We start from the raw sequence: 15,838 nt of genomic DNA, 5'->3' as shown, positions 1-15,838 counted from the left end.
TCCGTTGCTCAGCCTGCGGCCAGCCGATTGTGCTTGCGCGCCATGAAATCCTTGGCGGTTTCCACGGCCACGGCGGCATCGCGGCAATAGGCATCGGCACCGATGGCCTTGCCGAATTCCTCGTTGAGCGGCGCGCCGCCCACCAACACGATATATTCATCGCGCTTGCCCTGTTCCACCAGCGTGTCGATCACGACCTTCATGTAGGGCATGGTGGTTGTCAGCAGCGCCGACATGCCGAGGATGTCAGGCTGTTCGGCTTCCAGCGCTTCGAGATACTTTTCGACGGCGTTGTTGATGCCGAGATCGACAACTTCAAAGCCTGCGCCTTCCATCATCATGCCGACGAGGTTCTTGCCGATGTCGTGGATGTCGCCCTTGACGGTGCCGATCACCATCTTGCCCACGCGCGGGGCGCCGGTTTCGGCCAGAAGCGGCTTGAGGATGGCCATGCCGCCCTTCATGGCGTTGGCCGCCAGCAGCACCTCGGGAACAAAGAGGATGCCATCGCGGAAATCCTTGCCGACGATGGTCATGCCACCAACCAGCGCCTCGGTCAGGATGCGATAGGGTGCCCAGCCGCGCTCGAGCAGGATGTGCACGCTCTCTTCGATCTCTTCCTTGAGGCCGTCGTAGAGGTCGTCGAACATCTGTTGGACAAGCTCGTCATCGTCGAGGTCGGCGAGGATGATGTCGTCGTCTTGATCGGACATTGGGGGAATCCTTGAGTTCTCTGCGCGCGCGCATCTGGGTTGACTGGGCGCAGCTTTCGTCAATTTGCGGCGCGGCCACTTTCCGAATTGCGACGCTGCCCGCGCCGCAACCGACCTATAGCTTGGAATCGCGGGGGATGTGACTGAATTATCGGCATGATGATTATCGGTTTCTTGCAAATGTTCACTTTATGTTCCATTTGTGGGGCATGAAACCGGATCAAACCCTTTCCCCTGATGTGCGTCTGCGGGCGCGGGGCGCGCTGAGCAATGCGGCGGGCCGGTTCGAGGCATATGGCGTGCAGTACGACGCAGAGGCGAGCGCGGAGGAGGCGCGGCTCTTGCGCACGCAGGTCACGACAGAGCACCCGCGCCGGGTGATCACCTACAACCGCTCGCCCGACCTGCCGTTTGACCGCTCGATCAACCCGTATCGCGGCTGTGAGCATGGGTGCATCTATTGTTTCGCGCGGCCAAGCCATGCCTATCTGGGGCTGTCACCGGGGCTTGATTTCGAGACACGGCTAATTGCACGGCCTGAGGCCCCTGCGCGGCTGGAGGCGGAATTGCGGGCGCGCAGCTATGGCGTGGCGCCGATGGCAATCGGCACCAATACCGACCCCTATCAACCGATCGAGGCGGAATTCGGCATTACCCGTGCCTGCCTCGAAGTCTTGCAGCGGTTTCACCATCCGGTGGCGGTTGTGACCAAGGGGGCGCTGATCGAGCGGGATATTGATATTCTGGGCGAAATGGCCGCGCGCGGGCTGGCGCGGGTGGGGATTTCCGTGACAACGCTCGACGAGGTTTTGGCGCGGCGGTTGGAGCCGCGCGCGCCCACACCTGCGCGGCGGTTGGAGGTGATCCGGCGATTGGCAGCGGCAGGCATCCCTGTGCGCCTTATGGTGTCGCCGGTTATTCCGGGCCTGACCGACCCGGAGATCGAGGCGATTCTGGCCGCGGGGCGCGACGCCGGGGCAGGGGCCGCAAGCTGGATCATGCTGCGCCTGCCACGTGAGGTGTCACCGCTCTTTCAGGAGTGGTTGGCGACGCATTATCCCGACAGGGCGCGCAAGGTGATGAACCGGCTGCGCGAAATGCACGGTGGCCAAGAGTATAGCGCCGAGTGGCATAAACGGATGCGCGGCGAGGGGGTGCATGCGCGCATGATCGCGCGCCGGTTCGATCTGGCGGCGCGGCGGCTGGGGTTGGATCAAGCGCAGGCAGCGTTACGCACGGACCTGTTCGAGGTGCCGCTGGAGCGGGGGAATCAGCTCTCGCTTTTTTGAGCGCGTCGCCCGCTGAGCCAGGCCAGCGCCAAAAGGCTCGCGACCACGCCACCGGGCATGAGGACAAGGAGCGTTAGATCCTCGCCGCGCAGGGACCAGGGGAGCGGGATGGAACAGTTTCCGCTGGGCGACCCAAAGGCGCAGGCGAGGCCGGAAATCCAGACATAACCTATGCCCCATGCGAGGGTGGTTAGCAGGGCCGCAGCGAGGAAGATGACGCGCAGCATCTTCCTGCCCCTTTGCTCAGGCGCGCCTGCGGCGGGGGCGGCGAGGGGCCGCGGTATCGTCGCCGGTGCCATCCCCACCTGAGGAAAAACCGCCGAGCGCCTCGGTGATCTGGTCCAGCGTGGGGCGGGGGCCGCGTGGGCGGCTTTCCAGTGCCGCGCGCATTTTTGAGAGGTGTTCGGGCATGGTGCCGCAGCACCCGCCGATGATGGTGGCCCCTGCGTCGCGGGCAAGCACGGCATAATCGGCCATGAGGTCCGGGGTGCCGTCATAATGGATATGGCCGTCATGGTATTTCGGGATGCCGGCATTGCCCTTGGCGATGATGGGCCGCTCCGAGCCTTGGGCCACGAAACCGAGAATGGTGCGCAGAAGGTCCGACGCCCCGACGCCACAATTGGCCCCATAGGCGAGCGGCGGATTGCCCAGCTTTTCGACCATGGCGGCCATGTCGGAAGAGGTGACACCCATCATGGTGCGCCCGGCGGTGTCAAAGCTCATGGTGCCGCACCACGGCATGTCGGCCAGCTTGAACGCTTCGGCGGCGGCCTTGTATTCCTCGGGGGCGGAGATGGTTTCGAGCCAGAGCACATCGGCCCCGCCTTCCTTGAGCCCCTCGGCCTGTTCATGGAAAATCTCGACCGCCAATTCATGGGTGAGCGCGCCCATCGGCGCCATGATCTCGCCCGTCGGGCCGACAGAACCGGCCACGATCACAGGCCGGTCATAGCGGTCGGCCACGTCGCGGCCAATCTCGGCGGAGATGCGGGACAACTCACGTGCGCGCCCCTGTGCGCCGTGCAGTTTCAGACGTGCCGCATTGCCGCCAAAGGAGTTGGTCAGGAACAGGTCGCTGCCCGCATCCACCGCCTCGGTATAAAGGCGTTTGATCCGGTCGGGATGCTGATCGTTCCACATTTCGGGGGCATCGCCCGATTGCAGGCCCATGTTGAAGAGATTGGTGCCGGTGGCCCCATCGGCGAGAATCCAATCGCGGGTGGCAAGCATCTTGGTGAAGGCGTTTGTCATCTGGGCTGTCCAATTCTTCGTGAGCACGCAGATGTGCCACCAAACGGGCTCTGCGCGCAAATGCATTTATTTCATGTAAATGGTGAGGCGCGTTTGTATTGCCTGACCAAGCACAAGGGGCGCGCCATGGTATGACACGCCCCTTGGTGGTGTCGGGTGGGTCTGCTCAGGCCTCTTTGGCCAGTTGGCCCTTGGCGATCTTGAGCAGCTCGTCCATCTTGGCGCGGATGGTGTCGACATCGGCGATGTCGCCCAGATCGGCCGCGACCTTGCGCACCACGTCTTCGTGGCCTGCCTCTTCGAAATCGGCCTTGACCACTTCGAGGGCGTAAGCATTGGCGTCATCGCCAGTCTTGCCCATCAGTTCCGCGGCCCAGAGGCCCAGAAGCTTGTTGCGGCGGGCCACGGCACGAAAGGCCATTTCCTCGTCATGGGCGAATTTGTTTTCGAATGCGCTTTCGCGATCGTCAAAGGTGGTCATTGGGCCGGTCCCCTTGCATGCGTTGCTGTTGCCCCCGATATGCAATCTGGCACGCAAAAGGGCAAGGGGCCAACGCCATCTTGCGACGTGTTGGCCCATGCACTATGAGAGCGCATCGGCATGAGGGGACTCACGCCCCCCACCCTCAACGATGGAGTTCCCATGGCGCGGCGCAAGAAAATCTATGAAGGCAAGGCCAAGACCCTTTATGAAGGGCCGGAGCCGGGCACGATCATCCAGTATTTCAAGGATGACGCCACAGCCTTTAACGCCGAGAAAAAGGCCGTGATCGAGGGCAAGGGCGTGCTTAACAACATGCTGTCCGAGTATTTCATGACCGGCCTGAACACCATCGGCGTGCCCACGCATTTCATCAAGCGGTTGAACATGCGCGAACAACTGGTGCGCGCGGTTGAGATCATCCCGCTGGAAGTGATCGTTCGCAACTATGCCGCCGGCACCATGGCCAAGCGTTTGGGCATCGAAGAGGGCACGCAATTGCCGCGCCCCATCGTGGAATATTGCCTCAAGGATGACAAGCTGGGCGATCCGCTGGTCACCGAGGAACATATCGCCGCCTTTGGCTGGGCCAGCCAGCAGGATATGGACGACATCCTCAGCCTCGCGCTGCGCGTCAACGATTTCATGGCGGGCGTGATGTATGGCGTCGGAATCAAGCTGATTGATTTCAAGATCGAGATCGGTCGCGTCTATGACGGCGATTTCCAGCGGCTGATCGTGGCCGATGAAATCAGCCCCGACAGTTGCCGGTTGTGGGATATCGCCACGGGCCGCAAGCTGGACAAGGACGTGTTCCGCCGTGATCTGGGCAGCCTGACGGATGCCTATACCGAGGTAGCCACCCGTCTGGGGGTCATGCCCAAGGGCAGCACGCCGATGGCGCGGCCAAAACTGATCAACTGAAGAGGTATCCCATGAAAGCGCGCGTGCATGTCATGCTGAAATCCGGCGTTCTTGATCCGCAGGGCGAGGCGGTGCGCCATGCCCTCGGCTCGATGGGGTTCGACGGGGTCGAAGCGGTGCGGCAGGGCAAGGTGATCGAGCTTGATCTGGCCGAGACCGACGCGGCCAAGGCCAAGGCGACTGTGACCGAGATGTGCGAAAAGCTGCTCGCGAACACCGTGATCGAGAGCTATTCGGTGGAGTTGGCCTGATGCATGCCGCCGTCATCGTCTTTCCCGGCTCTAACTGCGACCGCGATCTGGCGGTGGCCTTTGAGCGCGCGGGCGCGCGGGTGTCGATGGTCTGGCACAAGGACACGGACCTGCCGCAGGGTGTCGATGTGGTCGGCGTGCCGGGCGGGTTTTCCTATGGCGATTACCTGCGCTGCGGCGCGATTGCCGCCAATTCGCCCATTTGCCGGTCGGTCATCGCCCATGCGGACAAGGGCGGTTATGTGCTGGGTGTCTGCAACGGTTTCCAGATCCTGACCGAGACCGGAATTCTGCCGGGTGCCTTGTTGCGGAATGCAGGGCTGAAATATGTTTGCAAGCCCGTTGGCCTGCGGGTTGCGACCTCGGACAGCGCCTTTACCCATGGCTATGCGGCGGGCAGCACGATCACCGTGCCGATTGCCCATCACGACGGCAATTACTATGCCGATGCCGCCACGCTGGACCGGCTGCACGCCGAGGATCGGGTGGCATTTACCTATACCGAGAACCCCAACGGGTCGGCGCGCGACATCGCGGGTATCCTGTCCGAGAATCGTAGGGTTCTGGGAATGATGCCGCATCCTGAGCGCATGGCAGAGCCCTTGCAGGGGGGCACCGATGGGGCCGCTCTCTTCACCGGCGTGATGGGAGCGCTGGAGCGCGCCTGAACGCTTGCGCTTGAGAAGCGGCGCCGCGCGGCATAATCTGAGAGCATGAGCAAAGCCGCCTCTTCGACCGCACGTCATCGGATGCGTACCATTTCCTGGCGCGCACGCGCGGTGCTTTTTGCACTTTTCATCGTTGCAGTGGCGGTGGTGCTGACCACGAACCGGCTGTTGACGGATCGCTTTACCGAGAACACGCGCAACCGTGCCGAGCTACGCCTTGTCCTCTATTCCGGCAACCTGCTGTCGGAGTTGCGCCAGAATGCGATTGTTCCACAGCTTTTGGCGCGGGATCCGGCGCTGATTGCGGCGCTGAATACGCAGGACTATGCGCAATCCACGCAACGCCTGATTTCGTTTCTTGAGGAAATCGGCGCGGCAAGCCTGACCCTGCTCGACAAGGACGGGCGCGCGGTGGCGGCAACCGACCGCCTGCGATTGGGAGAGAGCCACAAGTCGGCGGCCTATTTCGTGGATGCGATGCGCTCGCGCGATACGATTTTCCATGTTTTGCGCCAGGAAACCGGGCAATTCAACTTTTACTACTCGCGTCGGATCGAGACCCAGAATGGCACATTGGGCGTGATCGTGGTCGAGGTGGATCTGCGCAAATACGAGCGCGCCTGGGCGGGGATTTCCGATGCCGTGATGGTGACGGATACCGAGGGGCGGATCATTCTGGCGACCGAACCACGCTGGCGCGGGTTGACAGAGGCCGAGGCGTTGCGCCGCGAGCCGGTCAACAGCGCCATTCAGCGCGCCATTCAGGCGACCTCGGATTGGACCGCTTTGCCGGCGGATGCCTATGTGCGCGGCGAGGCGGTGATGCGGGTCGAGGGGCGCGTGGCCTTTCGTGGCTGGAGGATCGCCGGGTTCACCACCTACACGGCGGTGCGCGACAAGGTGAACGGCTATCTCGCGCTCGAGATCATGGGATTCGCGATTCTCCTGGCGCTCGCGTTCTACTTTCTGAACCGCAAGGCGGCGCTGCGGATGGCGCTGTTTCAGCGGGAATCGGCAGAGCTTCGCGCATTGAATGCCCGCCTACAGCGGGAAATCGCCGAGCGCAGGCGAGCGCAAGAGAACCTTGCACAGGCCGAACAGACCATCCAGCAAAGCTCGAAACTGGCGGTGCTGGGTGAGATGTCGGCGGCGGTCAGCCACGAGTTGAACCAACCTCTTGCGGCGATGAAAACCTATCTTGCGGGCGCGCGGCTCTTGCTGTCGCGCAACCGGCCTGACGAGGCGCTCTCGGCCTTTCAGCGGATTGACGATCTGATCGAGCGGATGGGGGCGATCACCAAGCAGCTCAAATCCTATGCACGCCAGTCGGGAACGCAGTTTTCCCCTGTAAATATGGCGGATGCCGTGGCCTCGGCGCTCTCGATGATGGAGCCGCAGTTGCGCCAGCGCAAGATCACCATCACCCGCACCCTGCCGGATCAGCCGGTCATAATCATGGGTGACCGGGTGCGGGTGGAGCAGGTGATCATCAACCTCTTGCGCAACGCCATCGATGCGACCAACGCGGTGCCTGATGCCACCATCGACATTCTGCTCGCGGCGGGAGAAACGGCGGTGCTGACGGTGCGTGACAACGGCGAGGGGATCGGTGATTTCAAGAACCTTTTCGAGCCGTTCTACACCACCAAGCAACCCGGCGATGGGGTCGGGCTTGGGCTTGCTATTTCCTCGGGGATCGTCAACGACCTTGGCGGACGTCTTGTGGCGCGCAATGCGCCCGACGGAGGGGCTGTATTCGAGATGCAGCTACCCATATTGGCGGATGAGACCCGAGCAGCGGAGTGATGTGAAATGCCAGCAGCCATGAAAATCGCCATCGTCGATGATGAAAAGGACATGCGCCAGTCCATTAGCCAGTGGCTTGCCTTGTCGGGTTATGACACCGAGGCCTTTGCCTCGGCGGAAGAGGCACTGAAATCGCTGGGGCCGGATTATCCGGGGATCGTAGTGACCGATGTGCGGATGCCCGGCATGGACGGGATGCAGTTTCTCAAGAAGCTGATGGGATCCGACAGTTCGCTGCCGGTGATCATGATCACCGGGCATGGCGATGTGCCGATGGCGGTTGAGGCGATGCGCATCGGTGCGTTCGATTTTCTGGAAAAGCCCTTCAACCCGGACCGCATGACCGAACTGGCCAAGAAGGCCACCAATGCCCGCCGCATGACGCTGGACGCGCGCGCGCTGCGCAAGGATCTGTCGGATGGTGGCCAGTTGATGAAAAAGCTGATCGGCACCAGCAATGCCATGGAGCGTCTGCGTGAGGATATTCTGGATCTGGGGCAGGCGGATGGCCATGTGCTGATCGAAGGCGAAACCGGCACGGGCAAGACGCTGGTGGCGCATGCGCTGCATGCGGTGGGCGCGCGCGCGGGGCGCAAGTTTGTCTCGGTGGCCTGTGCCGCGTTTGACGATGAGGGGCTGATCAAGCGCCTCTTTGGTCCGGTGCAGCCCGAGGATGCACGGCTTCCGGCCTTTGAAGAGGCGCGCGGTGGCACCCTGGTGCTGGAGGATATCGAGGCGTTGAGCGAGGCGGCGCAGGCCAAGCTGCTGACCCATATCAACGCGGAAGGCACCCCACCCGAAACGCGCGTCGTCGCCATTTCGAACATGCAGGACGAGGGGCATACCTGCGAGGACGCGTTGCGGCCCGATCTCTTTTACCGGCTCGCGAGCCTGCGGATCACCGTGCCGCCGCTGCGGCAGCGGGGCGAGGATATTCTGACGCTGTTCACGCGTTTTGCCGAGCAATTCGCCGAAGATTACGGCTGTGACGCGCCGCAGGTCAGTGCGCAGGAGGCCACGCAGCTCTTGCAGGCACCCTGGCCCGGAAACGTGCGCCAGCTCTTCAACGTGGCCGAGCGTGCGGTGTTGCAGGCGCGGCGCGGGTCGGGGACGATCACCTCGCTGCTCATGTCGGATCATCAGGACATGCAGCCGGTGATGACCACCGAGGGCAAGCCGCTCAAGGAATATGTCGAAGCCTTCGAACGCATGTTGATCGACAACACGATGCGCCGCCACAAGGGCAGTATCGCGGCTGTGATGGACGAACTTTGCCTGCCGCGCCGCACTTTGAATGAAAAAATGGCCAAGTATAATCTGCAACGGTCCGACTATCTTTGAGGCCGGTCGGCGCTGCTTTTCATTTTGTCCATTGTCATTGGCGTGTGGGTCGCTTTACTGTGACACTATGGTGACGGGCGTAATCCGCCCCGCCGCCACGAGAGATTCGCTGTTTCAGTCCTCCGTCCGGATCAGTCCGACATGATTGAGCAGACCGATTGGGCCCCGTTCACGGGGGCCACATACAAGCCTGACCCTTGAAAACGGTGGACAGGCCCTGAATTGGCTCCGCAAGGGGCCGGAGAAGAAGAACCGCGATGAAGCGCGCGAGACATCACTTTGTCAGTGTAGGGGCCGATACCGGCACCCTTGGCTGCGCGTCCGCCATCGCCCTTATCAGACATCTGCCGCAACGCGCCGCCCCACCGGGGCAGGCGGCCGCGCCGCGATGCAAACGGAAAACATGGCTACGAAAATGCTCATTGATGCCACCCACGCCGAGGAAACTCGGGTTGTGGTGGTCGACGGAAACAAGGTCGAGGAATTCGATTTTGAGTCTGAAAACAAGCGCCAGCTAGCTGGCAATATCTATCTGGCCAAGGTGACGCGGGTTGAACCCTCGCTGCAGGCGGCTTTTGTCGATTACGGCGGAAATCGGCACGGATTTCTGGCGTTCTCTGAAATTCATCCCGATTACTATCAGATCCCGGTCGCCGACCGCGAGGCCTTGATGGCCGAGGAAGAGGCGCTGGCCAACGCGCAGAATGACGAGGACGAAGATCGTCCGCGTCGCAGCAGCGGTGGGGACGGGCGCAGTGACGGGCGAAATAGCCGCTCGCGGTCGCGGTCCCGGTCGCGTTCGCGTGCCGAAAAGACCCAATCCGACGATGCTGTCGCGACCTCTGAAATCTCGGGGATGGAGACCATCGATCTAGAGGACGAGACCACCGCCACCAGCGATGTGCCTGAGGCGACATCGCCTATGGAGCGCGTGGCCGAGACCCCGGTCGAAGAGCCCGAGGATAACGGCACCGACGAGGCGGCCGAGGATGAGCCCGAGACCGACACCCGCGATCATGCGGCACAGGATGACGAGATCGAATCCGTTGCCGAAGAGGATGACAGTGAGGATATTCGCCCGGTGCGCAAGCCCCGCGCACGGCGCTACAAGATCCAGGAGGTCGTCAAGGTCCGCCAGATCATGCTGGTGCAGGTCGTCAAGGAAGAGCGCGGCAACAAGGGTGCGGCGCTGACCACCTATCTGAGCCTTGCAGGTCGCTACTGCGTGCTCATGCCCAATACCGCGCGCGGGGGTGGTATCAGCCGCAAGATCACCAATGCCGTGGACCGCAAGAAGCTCAAGGAAATCGCGACCGAAATCGACGTGCCGCGCGGCGCGGGCCTGATCGTGCGCACCGCCGGGGCGAAACGCACCAAGGCCGAGATCAAGCGCGATTACGAATATCTGCAGCGCCTCTGGGAGCAGATCCGCGAATTGACCCTGCGCTCGATGGCGCCGGCGAAAATCTATGAAGAGGGCGATCTGATCAAACGTTCGATCCGCGACCTCTACAATCGCGACATCGACGAGGTTCTGGTCGAGGGCGAGCGCGGCTATCGTATAGCCAAGGACTTCATGAAGATGATCATGCCGTCCCATGCCAAGAACGTGAAGCATTACGTCGATCAACAGCCGCTCTTTGCGCGGTTCCAGGTCGAAAGCTATCTCTCGGGCATGTTCAATCCCACGGTGCAGCTCAAATCCGGCGGCTATATCGTGATCGGCGTGACCGAGGCGCTGGTTGCCATCGACGTCAACTCCGGCCGCGCCACCAAGGAAGGCTCGATCGAAGAAACCGCACTCAAGACCAATCTTGAGGCTGCCGAAGAAGTGGCGCGCCAGTTGCGCTTGCGCGACCTTGCCGGTCTGATCGTGATCGACTTTATCGACATGGACGAGCGGCGCAACAACGCCTCGGTGGAAAAGCGGCTCAAGGACAAGCTCAAGACCGACCGCGCGCGGATTCAGGTGGGCCGGATTTCCGGCTTTGGCCTGTTGGAAATGTCGCGCCAGCGTCTGCGTCCGGGCATGATCGAGGCCACGACCCAGCCCTGTCAGGCCTGCCATGGCACCGGCCTTATCCGATCGGATGACAGCCTTGCGCTGTCGATCCTGCGCCAGATCGAGGAAGAGGGCGTGCGCCGCCGCTCGCGTGAGGTATTGGTGAAATGCCCGGTGGGCATCGCCAACTATCTGATGAACCAGAAGCGGGACCATGTGGCTCAGATCGAAGGGCGCTATGGCCTGTCGGTGCGGATCGAAGGCGATCCGCGTCTGGTCAGCCCCGATTTCACGATGGAAAAGTTCAAGACCGCGACCCGCAATGTGCCCGAAGTGCCGATGGCGCAGTTCGTTTCAGGCACATCGGCGCTGATGGATGACATCGACGACGAGGTTGAGGACGAGATCGAAGAGGAGGCCGAAACCGAAACCGGTGACGAGGCCAAGAGCGCGCCGGGCACGGGCGGCGAGGGGGGCGACAAGCCCAAGAAGAGCCGCCGTCGCCGCAGCCGCCGCCGCAAGCCCAAGAATGGCAACGGGGCGGAGCGCAATGGCGAGGGGTCCGAAGAGGGCCACGAGGACGACGAGGCGGAGGGCGCCGATGCGGCCGAGCAGACGCGCGAGGGCTCTGTCGCAGAGGTCGTGACCGCGCCCGCAACCGAAACAGCAACCCAGGTGTCTGTTGATGCGGGAGAAGAGGCTGTCTCGGAGGAGAAGCCCAAGCCCAAGCGCACCCGTGCGCCGCGCAAGAAGAAAGAGCCAGCGGCGGCAGAGGAAGCGACCTCTGACGAGGCCGCCAAACCCAAAGCGGCAGAAAAGCCCAAGCGCACCCCAACCCCGCGCAAGAAGAAAGCGCCCGAAGCCGTGGCTGTGGATGAAACCAGTATGCCGACGGAGCCAGAGGCGGCAGCGGCTGTGGTAGAGGCTGAACCCGTTGCAGAGGCGGCACCGGAGCCTGTGGCAGAGGTGACACCAGAGCCGGTGGTAGAGGTAACACCAGAGCCGGTGGCAGACGCAGAAACCCCGGAAGCCGAGCCTGCGCCGGAACCTGTGGCCGAAACTCCGGCACCCCAGGAAGAGCCCAAGCCGAAGCGCCGCGGCTGGTGGTCGCTGGGCTGAGCGGAGTCGAGACGAAAATCAAGGATGCCGCGCCCTCGGGTGCGGCATTTTTCGTTGTGTGGGGGCAGCGCGTCGCGTCTGATCGATTTCGCATCGCCCCGACCCCCGAGCGGGGGCCTCGACGCTGCTGCAGCGCGGTCCCGGGTCAAGCCCGGGACGAGTGTTTTGCATGGGGCGCAGGACGCCTTAGCGGGTCTTGCGGATCAGGTAGGTCTGGACGCCATTCGCATCGGTCGCGGAAATGAGATCATGCCCGGATTCGGCGCAGAAATGCGGCACGTCGATCACGGCCGCCGGATCATCCGCCTGCATCGTAATCACCGAGCCAATCGTCATGGATTTCAAGCGCTTGCGCAGCTTGAGCACGGGCAGCGGACACAGCAGGCCGCAGGCATCAAGGGTCTCATCAGGGGTCATGAAACGTGAGATAGCGGGCTTGTTACAGCCTGTCCACAGGGATGTGACCGATTGTCGGGTGACGCGGCCCACGGGGCAGGCTATGTCTGGCGCATGTTCGGAATCGAAATCATAGATGCAGCGCTGTTGCCCGCCATGTTCGTGGCCTTGGCCGCAGGGATCATATCCTTTCTCAGCCCCTGCGTGCTGCCCATCGTGCCGCCCTATCTGGCCTATATGAGCGGCGTGAGCCTGAATGATCTCTCCGAGAGCGGGCAGAGCCGGGCGCGCGCCGTTGTGCCTGCGCTCTTTTTCGTGCTGGGTCTGTCCACGGTCTTTATCTTTCTTGGGTTCACGGCCTCGGCGATTGGCACGGTATTCCTGCAATACCAGAGCTATTTCAACACGATAGCGGGCGTTCTGGTGATGGTTTTCGGCGCGCATTTCGTTGGGGTCTATCGTATCAAGTTCCTTGACCGCGAGGCGCGGATTGATGCGGGCGACCGGGGGGGGTCATCCCTTGGCGCCTATATCCTCGGGCTGGCCTTTGCCTTTGGCTGGACGCCCTGCATCGGCCCGCAACTGGGTGCGATCCTGTCTCTGGCGGCGTCCGAAGGGTCGGTTGCGCGGGGAACGACGCTCTTGGCGATTTATGCCATCGGGTTGGGCGTGCCCTTCCTGCTGGTGGCGGCGTTCCTGCCGCGCCTGCAAGGGTTGATGGGCTGGATGAAACGCCATATGGAGCAGATCGAACGGGTGATGGGCCTGTTGCTCTGGACCATCGGTCTCTTGATGCTGACAGGTGGCTTCTCTGCGTTTTCCTTCTGGCTGCTGGAAACCTTCCCCGCCCTTGCGGTGCTTGGATAACGCCTTACGCTTGCCAGATTTTCACGCTAGGTTCTGTTCAACGCGAGGTTGGACATGAGCAGCGAGCCCACAGTGCGCCGCAGGCGCGTGTTTTATATTCCAGGGTATGACCCGATCCCGCCGCGCCGGTATCGCGAGCTCTATCGCAAGGAAAGCGCGGCGCAAGCGACAATTTCAGGCTATGAAATCAAGGTATTGCAAGCCAAAGCTCAGGCGCGTTTTGGCTGGAATGTCTCCGCGCGGCTTGAGGGGGCAGAGGTCGAGAGCGCGTTCGAAGTGCTGGTCTGGTCCGATATCGTCAAGGGCAGCATGGATCAGGGGATTTGGGCCACCTATGCACAACTGATCCGCACGGCGACGATTTATATCGGCACCGGCGCGCTCTTTCGGTTGATGCGATTGCGCAAGGGGCCGGTGATCGCGGCGCTTTACCCGGTGGGGTTCTTGCTGGTGCAGCTTGGGATAGCCCTCTTGGCGGCATGGGGATTGGGGCGCGTTCTGGCCCTATGGCAGCCGTGGGCAGCCTGGGGTGGCCTGTTGGTCGTGCCCTTCATCCTCGAATGGTTCCGGCGATTGGATGGCCGGTTCTTTGCCTATTACCTGATGCATGATTATGCCTATTCGGCGCGCTATCTGGGGGCCAACCCGCCTGAGTTGGAAGCACGAATGGCAGAGTTTACCGCCGAGATTGCGCAGGCCATGCGGGGGGATTGCGACGAGGTGCTGGTGGTCGGTCATTCCTCGGGGGCGCATCTGGGGGTTTCGATTCTGGCGGATCTGATCCGGGGCGGGCAGGCGCCGGACCGTGGCCCGGTGTTGTCGTTCCTGAGCCTTGGGCAGGTGGTGCCGATGGTATCCTTTCTGCCGCGCGCGCGCCGCTTGCGGGCGGACCTGGCCTATCTGAGTGCGCGGGACGAGGTGACTTGGGTCGATGTCACCGCCCCCGGCGATGGCTGCGCCTTTGCGCTTTGTGATCCGGTGGCCGTGTCGGGCGTGGCCCCGCAGGACAAGCGTTGGCCGCTGGTGATCTCGGCGGCGTTTACCCAGACGTTGAGCCCGGAGCGCTGGCGCGCCCTGCGGTGGCGATTTTTTCGGCTGCATTTCCAATATCTCTGCGCCTTTGATCGGCCCGGTGACTATGACTATTTCCGTGTCACGGCAGGTCCGTTGACGCTGGCGGATCGGTTCCGCGGACGCACCCCTTCGAAAAGCCGGATCGTGTGCGCCACGTCGGGCTACACGAGCGTTGTGCCATGATCCCGCCCAAGCCGCCCGCGCGCCCTGATGCTGTATCGCTCTGGCGCTATCTGCGGCTGTTTCGGGCCGATATCCTCTCGGCGCAGCCTGTCCGTCTCTATCGCGCGTGGATGGCTGAATTTCGCACGCCGTTCTTTCGCTCTTACCTTTGCAATGACACGGCCTTGGTTGATTTGGTGCTGAAACAACGCCCCGATGATTTCCCGAAATCCACCCGTGTATCCGAGGGGTTGCGGCCCCTGCTGGGGCAATCAGTCTTTGTCACCAATGGCGCCACATGGAGGCGGCAGAGGCGCATCATTGACCCTGCGTTCGAGGGAGGGCGGTTGCGGGATACGTTTGGGGCGATGGTCACGGCCGGGCAGGGGGCGGTTGCACGGCTGGCCCCGCTGGCTGATGGCAGAGGGTTTGATATTGAGGGCCACACCAGCCATGCTGCCGCCGATGTGATCTTTCGCACGCTGTTTTCGCTGCCGATCGAGGATCGCACTGCCGCGCAGGTGTTTGACGCCTTCAAGGCGCATCAACGCACGCAACCGGTGCTGAACCTTGCCGCGTTCATTCCCTTGCCGCGTTGGTTTCCACGCTTTCACCGCCGTCAGACGCGGGTGACGGCGCGGACCATCCGGGGGTTGATCACGGAACTGACCGCGCGGCGGCAGGCCGAGATTGCGGCGGGGACCGCGCCGGATGATCTGGCGACCAAGATCATGACCACCGCCGATCCCGAAACCGGCGCGCGGTTCGAGACCGAGGAGATGGTCGATCAAGTCGCGATTTTCTTTCTGGCCGGGCATGAAACGAGTGCGTCTGCGCTGGCCTGGGCGCTCTACCTGCTGGCGCTTTACCCGGAGTGGCAGGACAAGGTCGCCGCAGAGGCCGAGGCAGTCTTTAGCGCCCGCGCGCCGGAATTTGCCGATATGGCGCAGTTGCGCATCACCCGCGATGTGTTCCGCGAGACGCTGCGCCTCTATCCGCCGGTGCCGATGATGGTGCGCGAGACGGCCTGTCCCGAACGGTTCCGCGACCGAGACATCGCACCCGGCGCGCAGGTGGTGATCAGCCCCTGGCATCTGCACCGGCACGAGCGGCTCTGGGACAATCCCGACGGGTTTGATCCGGCGCGTTACGGCACCGAGAATGGCAAGACCTGTCTGCGCGATGCGTTCATTCCGTTTTCTGCCGGTCAGCGGGTCTGCACCGGGGCGGGGTTTGCGATGATCGAGGGTCCGCTCTTGCTTGCGATGCTGGTGCGGGCCTATCGCCTGAGCCCGGTCGAGGGGCGCCCGCCCATGCCGGTGGCGCATCTGACGGTGCGCGGGCGCGATGGAATCTGGCTGAAACTTTTGCCGCGCTGATCCGACACCCCTTTGCAAGCAGCATCAGAGCGCCTATGTATAGGCTGTCCGCGCAAGCGGACTATGGACATAAACGCGCTCGTAATAAGCGGATCGGACCCGGGGGCGGTAC

General features: G+C 62.6%; 15 protein-coding genes and 1 other RNA gene. 11 read left to right on the top strand and 5 right to left on the bottom strand.

Annotated features, from left to right (window positions below; all coding sequences use genetic code 11):
- Positions 1 to 8: 8 nt before the first annotated feature.
- Complete coding sequence (locus tag AACZ65_RS07515; RefSeq protein WP_037274891.1) at positions 9 to 713, bottom strand: corrinoid protein; 705 nt, start codon at positions 711 to 713, stop codon at positions 9 to 11.
- 209 nt (positions 714 to 922) lie between these two features.
- On the opposite strand from AACZ65_RS07515, the gene AACZ65_RS07510 reads away from it, so the two are divergent.
- On the top strand, positions 923 to 2,002 hold the full coding sequence (locus AACZ65_RS07510) for a PA0069 family radical SAM protein (RefSeq protein ID WP_339669520.1): 1,080 nt from the start codon (positions 923 to 925) through the stop codon (positions 2,000 to 2,002).
- On the opposite strand, the gene AACZ65_RS07505 is transcribed toward AACZ65_RS07510, so the two are convergent.
- The 3 genes from AACZ65_RS07505 to AACZ65_RS07495 form a co-directional block, all read right to left on the bottom strand.
- Positions 1,984 to 2,229 (bottom strand): methionine synthase, encoded by a 246-nt coding sequence (locus tag AACZ65_RS07505; RefSeq protein WP_339669518.1) that lies wholly within the window; start codon positions 2,227 to 2,229, stop codon positions 1,984 to 1,986. The two genes, AACZ65_RS07510 and AACZ65_RS07505, sit on opposite strands and share 19 nt — an antisense overlap.
- Positions 2,230 to 2,245: 16 nt before the next feature.
- Entirely contained in the window at positions 2,246 to 3,256 is a 1,011-nt protein-coding gene (gene bmt, locus AACZ65_RS07500) for a betaine--homocysteine S-methyltransferase (protein ID WP_037275021.1), read from the bottom strand.
- Between the two features lie 166 nt (positions 3,257 to 3,422).
- Positions 3,423 to 3,737 carry a DUF1476 domain-containing protein gene (locus AACZ65_RS07495; RefSeq protein WP_339669515.1) on the bottom strand — a complete coding sequence of 105 codons (315 nt, stop codon included), beginning with the start codon at positions 3,735 to 3,737 and terminating at the stop codon, positions 3,423 to 3,425.
- A 162-nt stretch (positions 3,738 to 3,899) separates the two neighbouring features.
- Between AACZ65_RS07495 and purC the strand changes: the two genes are divergently transcribed.
- The 6 genes from purC to AACZ65_RS07465 all read left to right on the top strand — a co-directional run bounded on the left by purC (position 3,900) and on the right by AACZ65_RS07465 (position 11,848).
- Positions 3,900 to 4,661 (top strand): phosphoribosylaminoimidazolesuccinocarboxamide synthase, encoded by a 762-nt coding sequence (purC, locus tag AACZ65_RS07490; protein ID WP_037274904.1) that lies wholly within the window; start codon positions 3,900 to 3,902, stop codon positions 4,659 to 4,661.
- Between the two features lie 11 nt (positions 4,662 to 4,672).
- Positions 4,673 to 4,912, top strand: coding sequence for a phosphoribosylformylglycinamidine synthase subunit PurS (gene purS / locus AACZ65_RS07485; protein WP_008280818.1), 240 nt, complete (start codon positions 4,673 to 4,675; stop codon positions 4,910 to 4,912).
- Positions 4,912 to 5,580, top strand: a complete 669-nt coding sequence (gene purQ / locus AACZ65_RS07480) for a phosphoribosylformylglycinamidine synthase subunit PurQ (protein WP_037274909.1) — start codon at positions 4,912 to 4,914, stop codon at positions 5,578 to 5,580. The genes purS and purQ overlap by 1 nt, the downstream gene beginning before the upstream one ends.
- A gap of 45 nt (positions 5,581 to 5,625) precedes the next feature.
- The gene (locus AACZ65_RS07475; protein WP_339669510.1) at positions 5,626 to 7,386 is read left to right on the top strand and encodes an ATP-binding protein; all 1,761 of its coding nucleotides are present in this window, start codon (positions 5,626 to 5,628) and stop codon (positions 7,384 to 7,386) included.
- Between the two features lie 6 nt (positions 7,387 to 7,392).
- A complete protein-coding gene (locus AACZ65_RS07470) occupies positions 7,393 to 8,727 on the top strand; it encodes a sigma-54 dependent transcriptional regulator (protein WP_339669508.1) in 1,335 nt (444 codons plus the stop codon).
- A 403-nt stretch (positions 8,728 to 9,130) separates the two neighbouring features.
- Positions 9,131 to 11,848: an Rne/Rng family ribonuclease gene (locus AACZ65_RS07465; RefSeq protein WP_339669506.1), complete on the top strand. Its 2,718-nt coding sequence runs from the start codon at positions 9,131 to 9,133 to the stop codon at positions 11,846 to 11,848.
- A 186-nt stretch (positions 11,849 to 12,034) separates the two neighbouring features.
- Here the strand turns inward: AACZ65_RS07465 and AACZ65_RS07460 are convergent, their stop codons facing one another.
- Positions 12,035 to 12,265 (bottom strand): sulfurtransferase TusA family protein, encoded by a 231-nt coding sequence (locus tag AACZ65_RS07460; RefSeq protein WP_339669504.1) that lies wholly within the window; start codon positions 12,263 to 12,265, stop codon positions 12,035 to 12,037.
- A 93-nt stretch (positions 12,266 to 12,358) separates the two neighbouring features.
- Here AACZ65_RS07460 and AACZ65_RS07455 point away from each other — a divergent pair, with 93 nt between their 5' ends.
- From AACZ65_RS07455 to ssrA, 4 genes are all read left to right on the top strand, one after another.
- Positions 12,359 to 13,111 carry a cytochrome c biogenesis protein CcdA gene (locus tag AACZ65_RS07455; RefSeq protein WP_339669503.1) on the top strand — a complete coding sequence of 251 codons (753 nt, stop codon included), beginning with the start codon at positions 12,359 to 12,361 and terminating at the stop codon, positions 13,109 to 13,111.
- A gap of 54 nt (positions 13,112 to 13,165) precedes the next feature.
- Entirely contained in the window at positions 13,166 to 14,368 is a 1,203-nt protein-coding gene (locus AACZ65_RS07450; RefSeq protein ID WP_339669502.1) for a hypothetical protein, read from the top strand.
- On the top strand, positions 14,365 to 15,726 hold the full coding sequence (locus AACZ65_RS07445; protein ID WP_339669501.1) for a cytochrome P450: 1,362 nt from the start codon (positions 14,365 to 14,367) through the stop codon (positions 15,724 to 15,726). The genes AACZ65_RS07450 and AACZ65_RS07445 overlap by 4 nt, the downstream gene beginning before the upstream one ends.
- Positions 15,727 to 15,733: 7 nt before the next feature.
- Positions 15,734 to 15,838: a transfer-messenger RNA gene (gene ssrA / locus AACZ65_RS07440) on the top strand; the annotation flags it as partial.

It is taken from the genome of uncultured Roseovarius sp. (assembly GCF_963972555.1).
GTDB lineage: Bacteria > Pseudomonadota > Alphaproteobacteria > Rhodobacterales > Rhodobacteraceae > Roseovarius > Roseovarius mucosus.
The sequence above is the reverse complement of the archived record's forward strand: the minus strand, read 5'-3'. Positions and strand labels throughout refer to the sequence as shown.